This window comes from Pseudomonas sp. BS3782 TE3695 (assembly GCF_050435305.1).
Taxonomy (GTDB): domain Bacteria; phylum Pseudomonadota; class Gammaproteobacteria; order Pseudomonadales; family Pseudomonadaceae; genus Aquipseudomonas.
Genome location: NZ_JBNDKB010000001.1, coordinates 4,254,057 through 4,271,330, shown reverse-complemented (window position 1 = coordinate 4,271,330; position 17,274 = coordinate 4,254,057). Strand labels below are relative to the sequence as shown.

The window sequence follows — 17,274 nt, the reverse complement described above, 5'->3', positions numbered from 1 at the left end:
GGTTCAAGGCAACCGCCATCCAGTTTCGCTTGGAGAACTGGATGGCGGCTTACTGCTGGTCACTTCGGTTGTTGGGTACAACCCTGCGCACGAAGTTGCTCGGCTGCCTCCTGCAACAACCGTTCTGTCCCGGTCCAGCCGAGGCAGCCATCCGTTACTGACACCCCGTAACGCAGCGACGGGCTCAGCGCTTGGCAACCTTCGAACAGATGGCTTTCGATCATCATGCCAATCAACGATCGATCACCCTGCAGGCGCTGTTCAAGCACGTCGTTGAACACCGCTGGCTGACGCAATGGGTCTTTACCGCTGTTAGCGTGGCTGCAATCGACCATGATCCGCGCCGGAATCTTCAGCCGGGTCAAATCGCTGTGCACTTGAGCGATGCTGTCACGGTCGTAGTTCGGCCCGCGATGGCCGCCACGCAATACCAAGTGGGTATCGGCGTTGCCCGGTGTCTGGATAATTGCAGGGTGCCCCTGGCTATCGACACCAAAATGACGATGCGGATGGGCGGCCGAGCGCATGGCGTCGCTGGCGACGGCCACACCGCCGTCGGTGCCATTCTTGAACCCTACCGGCATGCTCAAGCCGCTGGCCATTTCCCGGTGGATCTGTGATTCGGTGGTACGGGCGCCAATCGCGACCCAGCTCAGCAGGTCGTCGAAGTAGCCGGCGGCCATCGGTTGCAGCAGCTCGGTGGCAACGGGTAAGCCCAGCTGGAGCATTTCGCGCATTAATTCGCGAGACAGCGTCAAACCGCCGGCCATGTCGTCGCTGCCATCCAGGTGCGGGTCGTAGGCCAGGCCTTTCCATCCCACCGTGGTGCGGGGTTTTTCGACATAGGCGCGCATCACCAGCAGCATCTCGTCGCTGACTTCGTCGGCCAGGCGGGCAAGGTGTGCGGCGTATTCGAGGGCGGAGCGGGGATCGTGAATCGAGCACGGACCGACGATGACCAGCAGACGGGAGTCTTCACCGTTGAGGATCGCGCGAACCGCTTGACGGTGGGCGGCGACTTGCTGGGTCAGGGCGTTGCTGAGGGGTAATTGCTGTTTGAGCTGCAATGAGCTGGGCAGACGCAAGGTCAGCGCCTCATTGGCAGGGTTCAAAGTGGACAGCGGCAGAGCAGAGACGGACGAGTTCATATTCGGGCTTCCTGGGCTGGCGGCGGGTTCGTTCCCGCGCGCTCGGCCCTACTGGGGTGTTCGACAATTGGCCGGATTGGCTGCGTGTGTGTGCTTGCCACCTGTGGGTGACCGATCGGAGGCGGCAGGCTGTCCCGAGCGGAGGCTGGTAAATCGCCAGGCGGTAAAACTGTCGTGACGGTAATAAGTGGCGTAGTTCATGTCGTGAATCCTCAAATTGTCTGGTGTGACGCTAAAAATGTTCAGGGCTGAAAAAACAAAACCCCCGGTCGGGAGGCCGACCGGGGGTTGAGAATTCTCTGGTGGCGACCCGTTTTAAGTGGGCGCCATGTGGGTATCAGGCGCGCCAGTGGCTAAACCAATACCCAAAATAAAAGCTGACCGAAGCACAAACGTCATTCGCCCGGGCAGCCGCAACCGAGCGCGGGGCGCTGGCGGTACGAAGCTGTGAGAGGGCGTTGAGCATGGTCTGTCTCCGATGAATGAGCCGAGCTTACTAGAGGCCGGTACGCGGATTCAATCAGAAAATGCTATCGATGATCACGGGCTTGTCTATCGCTTGAGTACGTCGGGGGTTGTGACACACTTTGCGCTGCGCCCAACAACCACAATGCCACAAGGACGAACCATGACGACACTGACCATTGCCGCCGCTCAATCGATCTCCATCGCCGGTGATCTTGCCGCCAATATGGCTTGGCATCAGCGCTTCATGCAGGTTGCTGCGGAGCAGGGCGTGCAATTGCTGGTGTTTCCGGAACTGTCACTGACCGGGTACGAACGCGGCCTGGCGGCGGACCTGGCCGTAGCACCAGACGCCGGGGTGCTGCAACCGCTGCGCGATTTCGCGCGGGAAGTCGGTGTGACCAGTGTCGTCGGGATGCCGATTCGTCTGTCGGACGATTCGCCGGTATTGATCGGAGCTCTGGTATTGGGCGCCGATGGTTCGCTTGGGGTTTACAGCAAGCAGCATCTGCACCCGGGCGAGGAGGTGGCGTTTGCTCCGGGAACGGGCGGTTCGACATTAAAGATCGGCACCGATACCGTCGCGCTGGCGGTCTGCGCCGATTTTTCTCACGCCAGTCACGCGGCAGCCGCGGCACGGCTGGGTGCTGATCTTTATGCCGCGGGTGTGTTGATCACAGAAAACGGCTACGCTCCGGATACCGCGCTATTGCAAGACTATGCTTGCACTCATTCGATGGCGGTTCTGATGGCCAATCATGGTGGCGCAACGGGTGGCTGGGAGTCTGCAGGGCGCAGTGCAATCTGGGCGGAGGACGGAACGTTGATTGCAGCGGCGCCGGGTATAGGCAGCCTTATGGTTGTTGCTCGCCGCAATGCTGATGGCTGGAAAGGGCAAATCGTGGCTGTGGCGGAGGCTTGAATGGGTTTCGAATTGCGTCCGGCAACGTCCAGGGACCTGGATTTTGCCCGTGACCTGACGTGTCGAAATATGCTTCGCTACTACATTCAACATGAGCTGTTGTGGCTGGACGAGGCCTTCGATGTCGCCTGGGAGGGACGCGAAAACTGGTTGATCGTACGTGATGACACGCTGATGGGTTATGTCAGCCTGAGCCGTGACGCCAGAGCCTTGTATATCCGCGAATTGCATATGCTTGAAGCGTACCAGGGGCAGGGCGCCGGTTCTTGGGTGATCGATCAGGTATTCGCCATGGCGTGCAAGGAACGACGTCCGGCATTGCGTCTGACCGTCTTTGAAAATAATCCGGCAAAAAAGCTTTACGAAAGAAAAGGCCTGAAGGTGGTCGGCAAAGACCAGTGTTTCCTGAGAATGCAGCGTGATATCAATGAACTGCATCGCTGAAACACACTGGCGGCAAGCCTCGCAAGAAGATTTGACACTTTTTAAATGCTGCTTTGCGCTAGGTCTGCCAGTTGCTTTTTGCTAAGGTGTCCGACAACCCAATAAGACCAATTCGCGAGGTGTCTGCTTGATTAGGGTGCTAGTAGTCGATGACCATGATCTCGTTCGTACAGGCATTACACGAATGCTGGCTGACATCGATGGCCTGCAAGTAGTCGGTCAGGCCGAGTCAGGGGAGGAATCCCTGCTTAAAGCGCGTGAGTTGAAACCCGATGTGGTGCTGATGGACGTCAAGATGCCCGGGATCGGCGGTCTTGAAGCCACGCGCAAATTACTGCGCAGTCATCCAGACATCAAAGTTGTCGCGGTCACCGTGTGCGAAGAAGATCCGTTTCCTACCCGGCTGTTACAGGCAGGTGCCGCCGGTTACCTGACCAAGGGCGCCGGATTGCCGGAAATGGTTCAGGCCATCCGCCTGGTGTTTGCCGGGCAACGCTATATCAGCCCGCAGATTGCCCAGCAACTGGCGATCAAGTCGTTCCAGCCAACCAATGATTCACCCTTCGACGCCTTGTCGGAGCGGGAAATCCAGATTGCGTTGATGATTGTCGGCTGTCAGAAGGTGCAGATCATTTCCGACAAACTGTGTCTGTCGCCAAAAACAGTGAATACCTACCGTTACCGTATTTTCGAGAAGCTTTCGATCAGCAGCGATGTCGAATTGACGCTGCTGGCGGTTCGTCACGGCATGGTTGATGCCAGCCTCTGAAAAATGACTGAAACTTTCGATCCAAGTGCTTTTCTGTCGACGGTCAGCGGGCGACCAGGTGTCTATCGCATGCTCGACAGCGAGGCGCGCCTGCTTTATGTCGGCAAAGCGAAAAATCTCAAGAAGCGTTTGGCGAGCTACTTCCGCAAAACAGGTCTTGCCCCCAAGACCGCTGCACTGGTAGGGCGTATCGCCCAGGTCGAAACCACCATCACGGCCAACGAAACCGAAGCCTTGCTGCTTGAGCAGACGCTCATCAAGGAATGGCGTCCGCCGTACAACATCCTGCTGCGCGACGACAAATCCTACCCTTATGTCTTTCTCTCGGATGGCCAGTTCCCACGTTTGAGCATTCATCGCGGGGCAAAAAAGGCCAAGGGCAAATATTTCGGCCCTTATCCCAGCGCGGGTGCGATTCGCGAAAGCCTGAGCCTGCTGCAAAAGGCATTTTTCGTTCGTCAGTGTGAAGACAGTTTTTACAAGAACCGCGCTCGACCTTGTCTGCAATACCAGATCAAACGCTGCAAGGCGCCGTGTGTGGGGCTGGTGGAGCCCGAGGTGTATGCCGAAGATGTACGCCATTCGGTGATGTTTCTTGAAGGGCGCAGCAACGCTCTGGCGGATGAGTTGTCTGCGGCCATGGAGGAGGCGGCGGTCAACCTCGAATTCGAGCGCGCCGCCGAATTGCGTGATCAGATCTCATTGCTGCGTCGGGTCCAGGACCAGCAGAGCATGGAAGGTGGGACGGGCGATGTCGATGTGATTGCGGCGTTCGTCAATCCAGGTGGCGCCTGCGTGCACTTGATCAGCGTGCGCGGTGGTCGGGTGTTGGGGAGCAAGAACTTCTTTCCGCAGGTGGGTATTGAGGAAGACGTTTCTGAAGTCATGGCAGCGTTTCTCGGCCAATACTTCATCAGCAGTCCTGAACGGGACTTGCCGAGCGAGCTGATCGTCAACGTGGTTCACGAAGACTTCCCGACCCTTATCGCAGCCATCGAAGCGCTGCGCGGTCGAGAATTGACCATCAGCCATCGAGTACGCGGCACCCGCGCGCGCTGGCAGCAATTGGCAGTCACTAATGCCGAGCAAGCGCTGGGTGCACGTCTGGCTAACCGGCAACACGTTGCGGCCCGTTTCGATGCGCTGGCCGAAGTGCTGAACCTGGACGAGCCGCCGCAACGTCTTGAGTGTTACGACATCAGCCATTCCAGCGGCGAGGCCACCGTGGCGTCCTGCGTGGTGTTCGGCCCGGAAGGCCCGATCAAGTCCGACTACCGCCGCTATAACATTGAAGGCGTTACCCCGGGCGATGACTATGCCGCGATGCACCAGGCCTTGACCCGGCGCTTCAGTAAATTGAAGGACGGCGAGGGCAAGTTGCCGGACATCCTGCTGGTCGACGGCGGTAAAGGTCAGCTATCCATGGCCCGTGATGTGCTTAACGAACTGGCTGTGCCCGACCTGATTTTGCTGGGTGTGGCCAAGGGCGCGACGCGCAAGGCCGGTTTTGAAACCCTGTACCTCAACGACGCAGCTCATGAGTTCACCTTGCGCGGCGATTCCCCCGCGCTGCATTTGATTCAGCAGATACGCGACGAAGCGCACCGTTTCGCCATTACGGGGCATCGCGCACGTCGTGGCAAAACTCGCCGCACGTCTACACTTGAGGGCGTTGCCGGTGTCGGCCCGACACGTCGGCGCGATTTGTTAAAACATTTTGGTGGATTGCAGGAGCTGTCTCGTGCCAGCATCGAAGAGATCGCCAAAGCACCCGGAATCAGCAAAAAGCTCGCAGAGTTGATTTATGCAAATCTGCACAGCGAGTAGAATGCCCAACTCACCTCGTAGCCAGTTGTGCCGATGAATATCCCTAATCTGATTACCGTTCTACGCGTCCTGCTCATCCCGATCTTCATTTTGCTGTTTTACTTGCCTTACCATTGGAGCTATCTGGCATCTGCCTCGGTTTTCGCCTTTGCCGCCGCGACCGACTGGCTGGACGGGTATCTTGCCCGTCGTCTGGAACAAAGCACACCGTTCGGGGCCTTCCTCGATCCTGTTGCAGACAAGCTGATGGTCGCCGTTGCACTGGTTCTGCTGGTGCAAGAGCATGGCAATCTGTGGCTCACACTGCCGGCCGCCGTGATCATCGGTCGCGAAATTGTTGTCTCGGCACTGCGCGAGTGGATGGCCGAACTCGGTGCCCGTGCCCATGTAGCGGTGTCGAACCTGGGTAAATGGAAAACTGCCGCGCAAATGCTGGCGCTGGTGATCCTGCTGGCCAACCCTTCGGACTTCAGCTTCTGGGTCCTGATGGGTTACGCCTTGTTGCTGGTGTCCGCAGGCCTGACGTTGTGGTCCATGGTCCAATACTTGCGGGCTGCCTGGCCGCATCTGAAGACGGACGTGGAAAAGAAATAAACTTTTTTGAATCAAGGGGTTGACGGGGGATGTGGATTCTATAGAATGCGCCTCACCAAGACGCGGGAATAGCTCAGTTGGTAGAGCACGACCTTGCCAAGGTCGGGGTCGCGAGTTCGAGTCTCGTTTCCCGCTCCAAATATTGCGCTACAGAGTTCCACTGAATTCTGTAAGCGATTGAAATCAGGACCTTCGGGTCCTTTTTTCGTTCCTGCGGGAACCACTGAAATTCAGCGCCACCCAGTGCTTTTAAGTCCTGAATTGAGTCTCGAATGAGAGTCTTGAATTCGGATTGGGGGGCTTGACCAAAATTCCGCGTCGTACCTTGATGTGGTAGCGCTTCCCAAGCCCCTCACGCAATCCCTTTCTCCGGATATCAATCCAACTGATGCCGATAAGGCAAGTCCGGCCCGGTCTTGCCGCAGGTCAGGGCGGCGGCACTGACGGCGAAGGTGAGCATCGCGTCGATCTGTTCGCGACTCAAGCGCTGCAAACCCTCCACCGAATCCAGCTGCTGTTCGGTCAGCCAGGCGATCAACGCCGCTTGGAAGGTGTCGCCGGCGCCCACGGTATCAGCCATCACCACCGCGCAGGCCGGTGCCGACCAACTGCCATGGCGGCGGCTGAATACCGTTGCTCCCTGGCCGCCACGGGTGAGGAATACCAGCTGGCAGCGGTGTTCCAGCCAGCCATGGATCACGCTCTGCGGATCACGCTCGGGGTAGAGCAGGTTCAGGTCCTCGTCGCTGACCTTGATCAGATCGGCATGCTCGACCAGAGTGTTGATGCGTTCGCGCCACAGTTCGATATTCGGTTCTGGGTTGAGTCGCACGTTGGGGTCGAGGCTGATCAGGCGTTTGCCGCTTTCCCGGCGGACCAGGGCCAGCAGGGTGTCGGCAATCGGCTGCACCACCAGCGAGAACGAGCCGATATGCAACCCACGCACCTCAGCGCCTAACTCAGGTAAATGCCCCGGCAACAGCTGGCGATCGGCACAGCCTTCGCCTCGGAAGCTGTAATGCGGCGAGCCGTCGGCACCGACGGCGACCATCGCCAGGGTGGTCGGTGCGTCGAAGTCCTGCAGGTAGTCCGGGCGCACGCCTTCCTCCTGCAGCACTTGCTGTAAACGCCGGCCGAGGTAGTCGCTGGACAGCCCGGCGAACAGCGCGACGTCGATGCCCAGACGGCGCAAGCCGACGGCGACGTTGAACGGCGAACCACCGGCAATTGCTTTGTAATTCACTTTTGAAGCTTGAGCGTTGACGTCGTTTTCACTGAAGAAGTCGAACAGCGCTTCACCACATACCAGATACATAGTCATTCGCTCTTTAAAGGTTCGCTACAAGTTGTTGATAGCGTTCGTAGGCCTGTGAGCGTTAAAAAGCTAGCCAAGCAAAGCTGAACGCGTGATTCTTTCTCAAAAGAGAGGAATTGGGATCTTAATTTGTGATCGTGAAGTCAGCGATATTGCTGGCCGCAATCACAATGTCGGCATTCGGAAGGTCGTTGCGATGAACCTTTTCATAGGAAGTAGCCTCATCGAAACCCAATGATCGCCATCGATCAAGCAGGCGCGCTTCCAGGGTTTCGCGGTCAGCCTGCAGCATTATGGTGGCGTCAAAACAGTCTATTAAGGACGACCATGGGGCGAGATCTAATAGAAGGTAGTTTCCTTCCACGATGAGATATTTCACGTCAGAGGAAATCAATTGTCCTGCAGCACGGGATATCTCCAGAATTCGATCGAATACCGGAACGGCAACCGCTGGTTCATTGTTCGCGCGAAGCCGTAGCAGCAGACTCCTGAAGCCACCCACATCGAATGTATCAGGTGAGCCCTTACGGTCTAATAGGTTCAAGGATCCAAGAACCGCGTCATCGTAATGAAAGCCATCCCCGGGAACGACAGCGGCGCTCCCCGGCATAACGTTATTAAGAGCCTCTACCAAGGCTTGAGAGACGGTGGACTTACCGGCACCAGGCGGCCCCGCTAGCGCAACGACAATTCGATTACCAGACAGAGCCTTAACGTAGTTGAGTAGCTCTGTGCTTACTATTGTGTTTGTTTTGGTGAACATGCCAAATCTCTCCTCAGCAGCCGTCGCTCAGGTTTCCCGTAGGTTCGTCCCTTTAGGGATTTTCATGCCGTGCGGCCGCTGCGAGTACCTCGCAGCAGCCATTCCCCGCATGACAGAGGTGGCTAGAAACCCCTATGTCATTTGACTCAACCCCTCAGTGGTCAGTGGTCAGCTTGCCAGCCTTTGTACTCCATGACATTGGCTCGGGTTACCAGTGAGGGTTGAAGCAGTACCGTTGTGCGTTCCAGCGATTTGCCATTCAGCAGGTCGTTGCCCATTGCTACGGCCTGTTGTGCCTGGCCCCACGGGGACTGAGAGGCCGATGCCTGGATCTGTGTATCGCTTTTGAGCGCAGTCTCTATATCGGGAGCTCCATCCACCGATGCGATAATGATGCCTTTGCGCTTGAGTTGTTTTGCTGCCAGGTCTGCACCTATGGCCTGGGGATCATTGATCGCGAACACTGCGTCGATTTTTGCAAAGCGAGTCAAGTCGCCTTGCATCACGCTGTAGCCACCTTCGCGCGAGCCTTTGGCATCCTGATTATCAGACAGCACCTTGATATCGGGTGCCTGCGCGAAAACACTCTTACAGCCATTGACTCGGTCCAAGACTGCTGAAGTCTGCGTACCATTCTGGATAATCACGTTACCCTTGCCACCCAGCTTCTCAGAGATGTACTGACATACAATCCTGCCGGCTTCGACGTTATCGGTCTGTACCGTGGCGTTGGCACCTTGCACCATGACATCTACGCCCACAACCACTATGCCTGCCTTCCTTGCTTTCGCAATCGCAGGCGCGATTGCGACAGGGTCGACGGCGTTGACAAGAATCAAGTCCACGCCCGAAGAAATGAAGTTGTCGATTTGAGTGAACTGCTTATTCAAATCGTAATCTGCCGACACCGAGATAAATTTTGCGGCTGGATTGATATGCAGTGCCTCGGCTTTGGCGCCATCTACCATCGCTACAAAATAAGGATTACCCAGCGAGCCAACAGTTATCCCGACGGATTTCAACTCTCGCGCTTGAGCGCTGCTAAATGCCAGTAGTGTACAAACAGCGGTAAATATTATTTTTTTCATGAGCACTGTCTCTTGTTATTGGAGTGTGGGGGTTATATATGATTCAGGTTCGTGCACCTGACTGCCGAAAGCGATCGAGGGCTACCGCGCCGATGATGACAACACCTTTGATAATGTATTGCCAGATATCCGAAACTCCCAGCAATATCAGGCCATTGGAAAGTGTAGCGATAATCAGGGCGCCAATTAGCGTACCGACGATGGTGCCGACGCCTCCTGTAAAGCGCGTGCCTCCCAGAATAACAGCGGCGATAGCGTCGAGTTCATAAGACTGTCCCATTTGCAGTCCGTTAGCAGCCATCAGTCGAGCGGAAGTCATAATAGCCCCCACACCCGCCAACAAACCGGATAGGGCATAAGCAAATAACAGGACTTTCCAGACTTTGATTCCCGACAACCGTGCGGCCTCAGGATTGCCGCCCACTGCGTAAATCTGTACGCCTAACACTGTACGTCGAAGAATAACCCACGAAAGAGTAACCACGACTACCGCGATTACAACCAGCCATGGCACCCCAAACAACGTATCGTTTCCAATGTAAGCAAAGGACAGGTCAGGATTGAAAACCGTTTTGTCTTCGCCGATGAGGCGTGCGATTCCACGCATCGCAGTCAATCCGCCTAGCGTGACGATAAATGCCGGTAGCTTTCCAAAAGCGACCAATACACCATTGACGAGCCCTAGTAGCAGTCCGACTCCAAGCCCCGCAGCGATGGCCAGGGGAGCAAACCCCGGAACTTGCGATACCAATAGCGCCACTACTGCGGAAACAGCCAGAATCGAACCAACCGAAAGGTCAATTCCTCCTGTCAAAATCACAAAAGTCAGACCTGACGCCAATACCACATTGATAGAGGCTTGCTGACTGATGATCGAGAAATTCTGAACCGAGAAAAAGCTCTCGCTCATCAGGCCAAAGCCCACACAAAGGAGTAACAGTACGGGCAGCATGCCCGCCACTCTCATCAATTGGCGCATTTTATCCTGGGTGGAAGCTCCGGCGATGCTTCGTACACCAGACGTGGTGAAGTCACTTGCTACTTTGCTTTGCAGTGGGGAAGTCATTGGACTAAGTCTCCGTTGGCTAGAGTCAACCTGTCGCTGCCTGTAGCAGACGCGATAATGGCTTCAGGTGTGATATCAAGACCGCTGTGGCCACCGAGTTCGGTGACAAGTTTACCTTCACACATGACCAATACACGGTCGGCAATTCCAACGATTTCTGGTAGTTCACTTGAAATTATCACTACGCAAACGCCGGATGCTGCTAATGCATTGATGATTTTATATATTTCTGATTTAGCCCCAATGTCGACACCCGATGTAGGCTCGTCGAGGAACAATACTCTGGGCTTCATCTCCAGCAGACGAGCCAACAAAACTTTTTGCTGATTGCCTCCGGACAATGCTCCAACATTGATATCTGAAGACGCTTTGATATTGAGTGCCTGAATTGCTTGTTCGGTACGTCCAGTTCCGGCCGTTCGGTCCACAAACCCCGCAAATCGAGCATCACTTCCCACAACACATACATTGATATTGTCGTGGACACTCATGTCGAGAAAAAGGCCCAGTGCTTTGCGGTCTTCTGTCAGGTAGACAATGCCTGCGTTACCTGCATCGCGAGGAGAGCGTATGACTACAACTTCGCCGTCCATCTCAATCTTTCCGCCTGAGTACGCATCGACGCCTGCGATTAATCGGGCAAGTTCGGTTCTTCCAGAACCGACCAGTCCTGCAATCCCGAGAATTTCGCCGGCATACAGATCGAAACTGCAATCCTGAATTTTGAAGTCATCTGTAAGATTGCGAACACGTAGTATCGGTTGCTCGTAAGAGCACAAAGAGCGCTCATGGGCGTAGAAGCCGGAAACATCGCGGCCAACCATCATCCGGACCAGGGTTTCAGCTGACAGCGTGACGCGATCCAGCGAACCAACGTAATGACCGTCCCGGAGCACCGAAACAAAGTCGGACAATGCGTATATTTCGGCCATTCGATGGCTGATATAGATGATCGCGACGCCATCATCACGTAGCTGGCGAATCAATGTAAAAAGACTTTCGGTCTCTTTTGTGGATAGCGGCGTTGTAGGCTCGTCCATCACCAGGATTCGCGTATCGGCATGAATTGCACGCGCGATTTCAACAAGTTGTTGGTCCGCAATCGACAAAGTACCGACCAGTGCGTGCGGATCAAATGTGACGCCAAGTCGCTTTAGTACTACGAGCGCACCGTCGGTCATTGCCTTGCGATTTATAACTCCACATCGTCGAATCTCTCTACCCAGGTAGATGTTCTCCACCACGCTCATATTCGCGCACAAGCTGAGCTCTTGATAGATGACGGATATGCCATGGCGCTTCGCATCGTTCACGCCATAGTTTCGAATATCACATCCGTCGATTCGAATAGTGCCACTGTCGGCGACATAGGCCCCCGATAGTATTTTCATCAGAGTGGATTTTCCGGCGCCGTTTTCGCCCATTAGCGCGTGGATTTGTCCAGGGAAAATACTGAGGTCAATGTCATGCAGGACGCGCACCCCATTGAATGACTTCGAGATGGAATGCATTTCCAATAGGGCAGGAGGGGGGCTTTCAGATCCAGTGCTCAGCATAGCTGTTAACTCCTTATCTACCGATTTGAGAAGCAGTTGAAACCTCTCATCGGTGTTCTTGTTCGAGCAACATAGTCGAAAGGAAAGCGCTTGCGCAAGCGCTTTCCTTTTCGTTCGAGGAATTCTCAAAAAAGCACTTCCATGTCCATCCCCTAGGGAAGCCCCGACCAAAGAGGACATGAATAGGATGTTAGAAAAGCGCTTGCGCAAGCGCTTTCGTCTCGGCTATGCTTTTTTCAACAAGCGCTGCTGCGTCCATTAATTGGTTCGCAGGAGGATCGCTACGATAATAAAAAGGAGTGCCCGGCTATGCTACATAGCGGATTCCACCATCTCGATTCACAGACTTCAGATGTGCTGCGCACCTCGCTGGGTCTTTCACGAAATTGCGGGTTCGTCCCGGCATCAATTCCGAGAGCCATCGACGCATTTTCTCGCCGTGAGCTTTACAATAGGTAGCCACTGGACATGAGTTCAGCGCTATCCATCAAATCACGTGAGAAAGGAGTGATACACAGTGGGCGCAAAGATGAGCGATGTCGCGAGAGCCGCGAACGTATCAATGTCTACGGTATCTCATGTACTCAACGGTACTCGTAAAGTACATCCTGACACCGTCCGAAGTGTGAATCAGGCTGTAGAGTCCGTAGGCTATATTCGAAACTCACTCGCTCGATCTCTGGCTCGTTCCTCTTCGGGTTCGGGGGCTATCGGCGTGGCGATTGCTACGCTTTCAAACTATTACTTCAGTGAAACAGTACGTGCCATCGAAGCGGCATGCGCGAAAAGCGGATTGATGATGATACTGGTCAATACGCAAAGAGATCCGGAACAGGAACTCAAAGCGGTCAAGGCACTGCATGAGCGACGTGTTGACGGGATTGTACTCGCGTCGGAATATGATCCGGAAAATCGAGTATTTAATTACTTAAAAGCCAACAAGATACCCACGGTTCTCATCGATCGACTTCTCTCGACGTCTTTTGATCAGGTGGGGGTAGAGAATAAGCACTCCTCTCAAGAGTTGATTGCACATTTGATTAAGCTGGGTCATCGGCGTATCGGGATGGTATCCGGACGATTGACTCAGTCTTCTTCTCATGAGCGAATTGACGGCTATCGTGCGGCTTTAGCTGACGCTGGAATTGAGTACGAAGATCAATTAATTTGCTGCGGTGAATCGGCGATTGCGCCGGCAATGGAAGCCACGCGCCGTTTGCTATCGCTAGAGCACCCGCCCACCGCAATAATGACTGCAAACAACTTGATGACCATTGGTGCAATGCAGGCTCTTCGTGAAGCGGGGCTTGAGGTGCCAAAGGATATCGCGCTGGTTGGCTTTGACGATTTCGACTGGGCGGATGCTTTTAGCCCAAGACTGACAGTTGTAGCGCAACCTCTCGAGGAACTCGGAGCCCAGGCTGTGAAGCTTTTATTGAAGCGTATCAAGCAACCTGAGGGTCGACGTCAAACTATTAGATTGAAACCCTCTTTAATCCAGCGAGATTCTTGCGGCACTCCAAAATGACTGTACTCAGGGTTTCGTCCTGACGATCTAGCGGTGCAGACGTGAATTATTTGATGCTTGTCCACGTCTCGCCGTCTGGATAATTTTTAAACTAAATGACTGGCACCTGGTTTCCACTTGTCGTGCACGGATATGCATGTTTGCAGTGCTTTCTGCTTGAGCGCCCCCGCGTTCGGTTTTGTTTTCTTCAGGTTTCAATGATTTCGTTATAGAGATAGACATTTATTTGAATCGCGATGGAGAACGCTGGCCCTCGCGGGAGTAAATCCGATAATGGGTCGTAACTGCACAATGCAGGGCTTATTCCTGTGATGGCGCTTCTGCGTTTGCAGAATTACAAAACGCCCACATTTGAATGGCAAGAAAAGAGTTGATTGAGACGGCACAAGCCGTATTGGCGAAGAAGGGCTGAGCATGAATAACTACAACAAAACGAATGATGTGACTGCACTGCCGGCATGGCGCAATCTGCTCGACCATCGGGAGAGCATGAAAAATTTTAGTATGCGCGATGCCTTTCGAGATAACAGTAAACGCTTTCAAGACTTTTCCTTGGCGGGCTGCGGGCTTTTTTTGGATTACTCCAAAAACCTCATCACTCACGAAACGCGTTCATTGCTTGTAAACCTTGCTCGCGAGGCAGGCGTGGAACAGGCCGCGCGTGCCATGTTCAGTGGAGAGAAAATCAACTGCTCCGAAGGGCGCCCAGTGCTGCATACGGCGCTGCGGCGACCAGTAGGGGACGCCTTGATGGTCGATGGTCGTAACTTGATGCGCGATGTGCATAGCGCCCTGGCGCAGATGACTGACGTTGTGAGTCGTATCCATAACCATCTGTGGCGTGGTTACAACGACAAGGTCATCACCGATGTCGTAAACATTGGTATTGGTGGCTCATTTCTGGGCCCGGAGCTTGTCTCTGAGGCGCTGGCGCCTTTTGCTCGGCATGGGGTGCGGTGCCATTATCTAGCTAATATCGACGGCAGTGAGTTCCGAGAGGTTACAGCCGAACTGAACGTAGAAACAACGCTGTTTATCATTTCCAGCAAAACCTTCGGTACTCTTGAAACCTTGAAGAATGCACAAGCTTCTCGTAACTGGTACTTGGCTAAGGGCGGGACGGAAGAGAAGCTATATCGCCATTTCATTGCTGTGACCAGTAATCGCCAGGCAGCGCTGGATTTCGGTATCCGTGAAGCAAACATTTTTCCTATGTGGGACTGGGTCGGTGGCCGTTACTCACTATGGTCTGCCATTGGCCTGCCGATTGCGCTGGCCATTGGCATCGCTAACTTCAAGGAACTGCTATCCGGCGCGTACGCTATGGATCAGCATTTCCTGAACGAACCATTGGAACAGAACCTTCCTGTTCTTTTAGCGGTACTCGGCGTTTGGTATCACAATTTTTGGGGGGCGCAAAGCTATGCTTTCTTGCCCTATGACCATTACCTGCGCAACTTCGTTAAGCATCTACAGCAGATGGACATGGAGTCAAATGGCAAAAGTGTTCGTCATGATGGCACGTCAGTGTCCTGCACCACGGGCCCGGTAATCTGGGGCGGCGTGGGGTGTAACGGACAGCACGCTTACCACCAGTTGCTGCATCAGGGCACGCCTCTGATTCCAGCTGACTTCATTGTGCCTGTGGTCAGCCACAATCCAGTGGCTGATCATCAGGAATGGCTGTACGCCAATTGCTTGTCTCAAAGCCAAGCGCTGATGTGGGGCAAAACCCGCAGTGAAGCTGAGGCAGAGCTAAAAGCCAAAGGCCTTTCATCCAGTGAGATTGAACGACTGGCACCGCATAAAGTGATCCCCGGTAACCGGCCAAGCAATACAGTTGCTCTTGAGATCATCAATCCACATAGCCTTGGTGCGCTGATCGCCCTTTATGAGCACAAAGTCTTTGTCCAGGGCGTAATTTGGGGAGTCAATTCGTTTGATCAATGGGGCGTGGAACTGGGCAAGGAGCTAAGTAACAGCGTGCATAGCCTCCTGACTCGTTATGACGCGCAACCGGCTGATGATTCCTCGACGCAGGGTCTTATAGATTTCTTCCGAGGACGTCATCGGGGGTAGAGCCTTATAAGATTGGACGGGACTAATACCTTATCGTTAGCTCGTCTGGTCACTTTGCACCGGCAATGCCTGGATTTTTCTCATTGGTTCAGCGGTGCCTTTTCTATTCGATTTAACTTGGTATTTCCCTTTCTGAAACAGGAGCGTGGGAGTTAACCGCGTACGTTGATTAAAAGCGTGCTGTTCGCGTCGGCCTTATCCAATAAATATAACAAACAAAAGGTGTTATGAATGAACGTTAAAACTCTCAGCTCAGTTCTGGGTGCGTCCTTTGCTGTCGGCTTTTTACCCGTTGACGCGTATTCAACAGACTTCAGTGGTTATTTCAGAACCGGAGTTGGAGATTCGACTCAAGGAGGGAAACAGTCGTGTTTTCAGCTACCGGGCGCGCAATCCAAATACCGTCTTGGCAACGAATGTGAGCAATATCTGGAACTGGATTTGCGCCAGGATCTGCTTTCACTGGACGACGGCTCGGTGGTCAGCGTGGAAGGCATGGCACAGTTTTATAACGAATATGGCCATGAACCAAAATTTGACGGGGAGCACGGCTATACGCGGATGAGTCAGCTCTACGCTGAGTGGAGCAAGATGCCGGCATTGAATGGCGGTTCTTTCTGGGCGGGCCGTCGTTACTACAACCGAAACGACATCAATATTTCCGACTACTTCTACTGGAACCAAAGCTCAACAGGCTTTGGGTTCGACCAGGTCGCATTGGGAGATCTGAAATACAGCTACGTGTTCTCACGCAAGGACAACGTCTTCCAAAAGGATTTTGTTACCCGTCATGATGTGACCGTCAGCGGATTCAACACAAATCCCGGTGGCGAGGTTCAACTGGGCGTCAGTTATCTGGACAAGCCGAGCCGCGAGAATGCTCATCAGGGCTGGTCGGTGGTTGCCCAGCACAAGCAGGTCGCGTTTCTTGGCGGAGTCAACAAGTTCGCTGTTCAATACGGCCGAGGGCCGGGCACCGCATTGGGCTACACCGGTGATACCACGTTGGATGAGAGCAACAAGAGCTGGCGGGTCGTGGAGTTTTTCGACTGGCAAATGACCCATGCTTTCAGTGGTCAAGTTGAATTGGTCTATCAAAAAGACACGCGCCCTGATGGTGATGATCAGAACTGGTTATCCATTGGTGTTCGGCCAATTTATGCGTTCACGGATCAGTTCAAGTTGATCACCGAAGTTGGGCGTGACCAGGTTGAAGCCGCAGACGGTACCCGGAAACTCACTAAGTACACCATCGCGCCGACCTGGTCTCCGAAGGGCCCGGGATTCTGGGACAGGCCGGAATTTCGTCTGTATTACACCTACGCTACCTGGAACAAGGCTGCGCAACGCGCCGCCAGCTTGCAATCTCCGGGATCGGCGTTGTCTGATACCGGTTCGTTTGGTACAGACCTGCACGGCTCCAACGTAGGGTTTCAGATCGAGTATTGGTGGAAATAAATCCTGAAATGACAGGGCTGACAATCAGCCCGGATCTGCTTCGACAATTGCGGATAGCGAGGGCAATCCAACGCTTGCTCTCAAACAGGAAGGGAGTGGTGAACCGCGAGAGGAAGTGAGCGAGTCAGATGGTGCTGAACGTTGTGACGTTCAGCACCATAGTCGCTCGAACATTGTTGAAGCTTTTTCAGGCGAGTCACTCAGAGTGAGAGACAACGTCACCATCCTTTTATCCAGTGATCGAGTTTGTAA

General features: G+C 54.2%; 14 protein-coding genes and 1 tRNA gene. 9 read left to right on the top strand and 6 right to left on the bottom strand.

From position 1 onward, the window contains the following. Nucleotides 1-59: 59 nt before the first annotated feature. On the bottom strand, nt 60-1,148 hold the full coding sequence (locus ABH909_RS19135; RefSeq protein WP_429436161.1) for a 3-deoxy-7-phosphoheptulonate synthase: 1,089 nt from the start codon (nt 1,146-1,148) through the stop codon (nt 60-62). Between the two features lie 628 nt (nt 1,149-1,776). Here ABH909_RS19135 and ABH909_RS19130 point away from each other — a divergent pair. The 6 genes from ABH909_RS19130 to ABH909_RS19105 all read left to right on the top strand — a co-directional run bounded on the left by ABH909_RS19130 (nt 1,777) and on the right by ABH909_RS19105 (nt 6,307). After that, complete coding sequence (locus ABH909_RS19130) at nt 1,777-2,535, top strand: carbon-nitrogen hydrolase family protein (RefSeq protein WP_429436158.1); 759 nt, start codon at nt 1,777-1,779, stop codon at nt 2,533-2,535. Next, on the top strand, nt 2,536-2,979 hold the full coding sequence (locus tag ABH909_RS19125) for a GNAT family N-acetyltransferase (RefSeq protein ID WP_429436156.1): 444 nt from the start codon (nt 2,536-2,538) through the stop codon (nt 2,977-2,979). A gap of 127 nt (nt 2,980-3,106) precedes the next feature. Next, nucleotides 3,107-3,748 carry a response regulator transcription factor GacA gene (gene gacA / locus ABH909_RS19120; protein ID WP_008015884.1) on the top strand — a complete coding sequence of 214 codons (642 nt, stop codon included), beginning with the start codon at nt 3,107-3,109 and terminating at the stop codon, nt 3,746-3,748. A gap of 3 nt (nt 3,749-3,751) precedes the next feature. After that, nucleotides 3,752-5,575, top strand: coding sequence for an excinuclease ABC subunit UvrC (gene uvrC, locus ABH909_RS19115; RefSeq protein WP_429436153.1), 1,824 nt, complete (start codon nt 3,752-3,754; stop codon nt 5,573-5,575). 33 nt (nt 5,576-5,608) lie between these two features. After that, a complete protein-coding gene (pgsA, locus tag ABH909_RS19110) occupies nt 5,609-6,169 on the top strand; it encodes a CDP-diacylglycerol--glycerol-3-phosphate 3-phosphatidyltransferase (protein WP_008066866.1) in 561 nt (186 codons plus the stop codon). Between the two features lie 62 nt (nt 6,170-6,231). After that, a tRNA-Gly gene (locus tag ABH909_RS19105) sits at nt 6,232-6,307 on the top strand. Between the two features lie 238 nt (nt 6,308-6,545). Here the strand turns inward: ABH909_RS19105 and ABH909_RS19100 are convergent. From ABH909_RS19100 to ABH909_RS19080, 5 genes are all read right to left on the bottom strand, one after another. After that, nucleotides 6,546-7,484 (bottom strand): carbohydrate kinase family protein, encoded by a 939-nt coding sequence (locus ABH909_RS19100; protein ID WP_218537082.1) that lies wholly within the window; start codon nt 7,482-7,484, stop codon nt 6,546-6,548. A 124-nt stretch (nt 7,485-7,608) separates the two neighbouring features. Next, complete coding sequence (locus ABH909_RS19095) at nt 7,609-8,247, bottom strand: nucleoside/nucleotide kinase family protein (RefSeq protein WP_429436151.1); 639 nt, start codon at nt 8,245-8,247, stop codon at nt 7,609-7,611. 161 nt (nt 8,248-8,408) lie between these two features. After that, nucleotides 8,409-9,335 carry an ABC transporter substrate-binding protein gene (locus ABH909_RS19090; protein WP_429436148.1) on the bottom strand — a complete coding sequence of 309 codons (927 nt, stop codon included), beginning with the start codon at nt 9,333-9,335 and terminating at the stop codon, nt 8,409-8,411. Nucleotides 9,336-9,378: 43 nt separating this feature from the next. Continuing rightward, nucleotides 9,379-10,401: an ABC transporter permease subunit gene (locus ABH909_RS19085; RefSeq protein WP_429436145.1), complete on the bottom strand. Its 1,023-nt coding sequence runs from the start codon at nt 10,399-10,401 to the stop codon at nt 9,379-9,381. Then, the gene (locus ABH909_RS19080; protein ID WP_429436142.1) at nt 10,398-11,957 is read right to left on the bottom strand and encodes a sugar ABC transporter ATP-binding protein; all 1,560 of its coding nucleotides are present in this window, start codon (nt 11,955-11,957) and stop codon (nt 10,398-10,400) included. Before ABH909_RS19080 ends, ABH909_RS19085 begins: the two co-directional genes overlap by 4 nt. A 517-nt stretch (nt 11,958-12,474) precedes the next feature. Between ABH909_RS19080 and ABH909_RS19075 the strand changes: the two genes are divergently transcribed. The 3 genes from ABH909_RS19075 (at nt 12,475) to ABH909_RS19065 (ending at nt 17,022) form a co-directional block, all read left to right on the top strand. Then, nucleotides 12,475-13,485 carry a LacI family DNA-binding transcriptional regulator gene (locus tag ABH909_RS19075; protein WP_429436140.1) on the top strand — a complete coding sequence of 337 codons (1,011 nt, stop codon included), beginning with the start codon at nt 12,475-12,477 and terminating at the stop codon, nt 13,483-13,485. A gap of 414 nt (nt 13,486-13,899) precedes the next feature. Then, entirely contained in the window at nt 13,900-15,564 is a 1,665-nt protein-coding gene (gene pgi, locus ABH909_RS19070; protein ID WP_429436137.1) for a glucose-6-phosphate isomerase, read from the top strand. 231 nt (nt 15,565-15,795) lie between these two features. Beyond that, nucleotides 15,796-17,022, top strand: coding sequence for a maltoporin (locus tag ABH909_RS19065; protein WP_429436135.1), 1,227 nt, complete (start codon nt 15,796-15,798; stop codon nt 17,020-17,022). Nucleotides 17,023-17,274 lie beyond the last annotated feature (252 nt).

Coding starts and splice junctions, on each gene's coding strand:
- pgi (WP_429436137.1), top strand. CDS start 13,900: ATGAATAACTACAACAAAACGAATGATGTGACTGCACTGCCGGCATGG.
- pgsA (WP_008066866.1), top strand. CDS start 5,609: ATGAATATCCCTAATCTGATTACCGTTCTACGCGTCCTGCTCATCCCG.
- uvrC (WP_429436153.1), top strand. CDS start 3,752: ATGACTGAAACTTTCGATCCAAGTGCTTTTCTGTCGACGGTCAGCGGG.
- ABH909_RS19095 (WP_429436151.1), bottom strand. CDS start 8,247: ATGTTCACCAAAACAAACACAATAGTAAGCACAGAGCTACTCAACTAC.
- ABH909_RS19100 (WP_218537082.1), bottom strand. CDS start 7,484: ATGTATCTGGTATGTGGTGAAGCGCTGTTCGACTTCTTCAGTGAAAAC.
- ABH909_RS19085 (WP_429436145.1), bottom strand. CDS start 10,401: ATGACTTCCCCACTGCAAAGCAAAGTAGCAAGTGACTTCACCACGTCT.
- ABH909_RS19090 (WP_429436148.1), bottom strand. CDS start 9,335: ATGAAAAAAATAATATTTACCGCTGTTTGTACACTACTGGCATTTAGC.
- ABH909_RS19080 (WP_429436142.1), bottom strand. CDS start 11,957: ATGCTGAGCACTGGATCTGAAAGCCCCCCTCCTGCCCTATTGGAAATG.
- ABH909_RS19130 (WP_429436158.1), top strand. CDS start 1,777: ATGACGACACTGACCATTGCCGCCGCTCAATCGATCTCCATCGCCGGT.
- ABH909_RS19135 (WP_429436161.1), bottom strand. CDS start 1,148: ATGAACTCGTCCGTCTCTGCTCTGCCGCTGTCCACTTTGAACCCTGCC.
- ABH909_RS19065 (WP_429436135.1), top strand. CDS start 15,796: ATGAACGTTAAAACTCTCAGCTCAGTTCTGGGTGCGTCCTTTGCTGTC.
- ABH909_RS19125 (WP_429436156.1), top strand. CDS start 2,536: ATGGGTTTCGAATTGCGTCCGGCAACGTCCAGGGACCTGGATTTTGCC.